Source organism: Enterococcus sp. DIV0421 (assembly GCF_051713745.1).
Lineage (GTDB): Bacteria > Bacillota > Bacilli > Lactobacillales > Enterococcaceae > Enterococcus_D > Enterococcus_D casseliflavus.
Genome location: NZ_JBIOQM010000013.1, coordinates 1 through 1,590, shown reverse-complemented (window position 1 = coordinate 1,590; position 1,590 = coordinate 1). Strand labels below are relative to the sequence as shown.

Below are 1,590 nucleotides of genomic sequence, written 5' to 3'. Positions count from 1 at the left end.
CCTTGTATATTTAAATCAGTCAGTTAAATATACTTTCCTTTCATTAGTATTGGTATACTGACTATAAGCGCTGTGGATTAGTACTAGCTCCAACAGCTCCATTTGGATGACTGGTTCGAGGAGGCTCTAACCACAACTCTTTGTCAGATTGTTAATAAGTTTGTTAGCGTATGGCAGGACTGTAACGCTTAATTTTGCAAGGTTACATCGGCATTGAGAACGTGGATCATAGCGCACAATTATTACACAAGGAGTGGTTTGTCATACTTTATGTTGGAATTGACGTTGCCAAGTACAAACACGATTTAGCAGTCATTGATAGTGAGGGAGAAATTTTTATCCGTCACCTGCAAATTGCGAATAATCGTGAAGGCTTTACCCAGCTTCAAATGGCGCTGGAAAACTTGAGCGTTTCCACTGGCCAGAGTATCCAAATTGCTTTAGAAGATACTGGGCATTACTCGTTTAACATCCTTCGATTCCTACGTACCAATGGCTATCCGACTTTCAGCTATAATCCTTTTTTGATCAAAGAGTTTGCGAAATCACACTCTCTAAGAAAGACCAAGACTGATAAAAAAGATGCCATGACGATCGCCCGAAAATTACGCGACGATATCGATAAAAAACTGTTTGATGCGGATACGACTATGATCGAGTTGAAGTATGCCACTCGCAACGTGAACCGGTTGAAACAGGATTGCACCAAACAAAAAATTCATTATGTCCGCTTATTAGACATTCTGTTTCCTGAGCTTTCACCTACTTTAAAAGGTACGAACGCACTTCATAATCGCTACATATACGAGATGCTCAGATCCTTTCCCTCGCCAGAAAAGCTGGCTAACGCTCACTTGACGAAGTTAACAAATATCCTTCACCGCTCTTCTCGAGGAAAAATCGGCAGAAAGGAAGCGTTAGATCTTAAGCAACTCGCAGCTTCTTCAATTGGACAATCTTCACCAGCACTAGAGTTTGAGTTACTTCAGACGATCGACTTGATCAAACACCTTACGGATCTTCGTGAAGCCGCTGATAAAGAGGTCGCAGCGCTTATAAAAGAGATTGATTCTCCACTGTTAACCATTCCTGGTATTGGCGTTAAGCTAGGCGCTGTGATTCTTGCGGAAATTCGCTCCATTGACAACTTCAAGACACCCGCTCAACTGTTAGCTTTCGCAGGATCAGAGCCTTCAATCAGTACCTCTGGGGAAAATCAAACAGAGAACGGTCACATGGTTAAACGGGGCTCTTCCCAATTGCGGTGGGCGCTGCACGAAGCTGCCCGTTTATGCGCCATTTGGTCTCCATCCATGAAGACATACTTCCAGAAGAAGCGAGATGAAGGAAAACACTACAACGTTGCGATTTCCCACGTTGTCAAAAAGTTAGTGCGAATCATCTTTCGCACCTTAAAGACGGGAGAATTTTACGAAGAAGACAAGATGGTTGTCAACTGAGGTTTCAAAAATTTTAGAAGCTTCAGGTCTATTTGTTGTACCCAGGAATGGCTCATAAAACCAGCTCAAAAATTTTTAGTTTGTCATTGACTTAATATAGTTTGTCTCCTCTATCACTTTAAACACAAGA

1 protein-coding gene is annotated in these 1,590 nt (G+C 41.9%); it reads left to right on the top strand.

Going from position 1 to position 1,590, the window contains the following annotated elements; translation table 11 throughout:
• Positions 1–263: 263 nt before the first annotated feature.
• Complete coding sequence (locus tag IGI96_RS19675) at positions 264–1,460, top strand: IS110 family transposase (RefSeq protein ID WP_438785710.1); 1,197 nt, start codon at positions 264–266, stop codon at positions 1,458–1,460.
• The last annotated feature ends 130 nt before the right edge of the window (positions 1,461–1,590 follow it).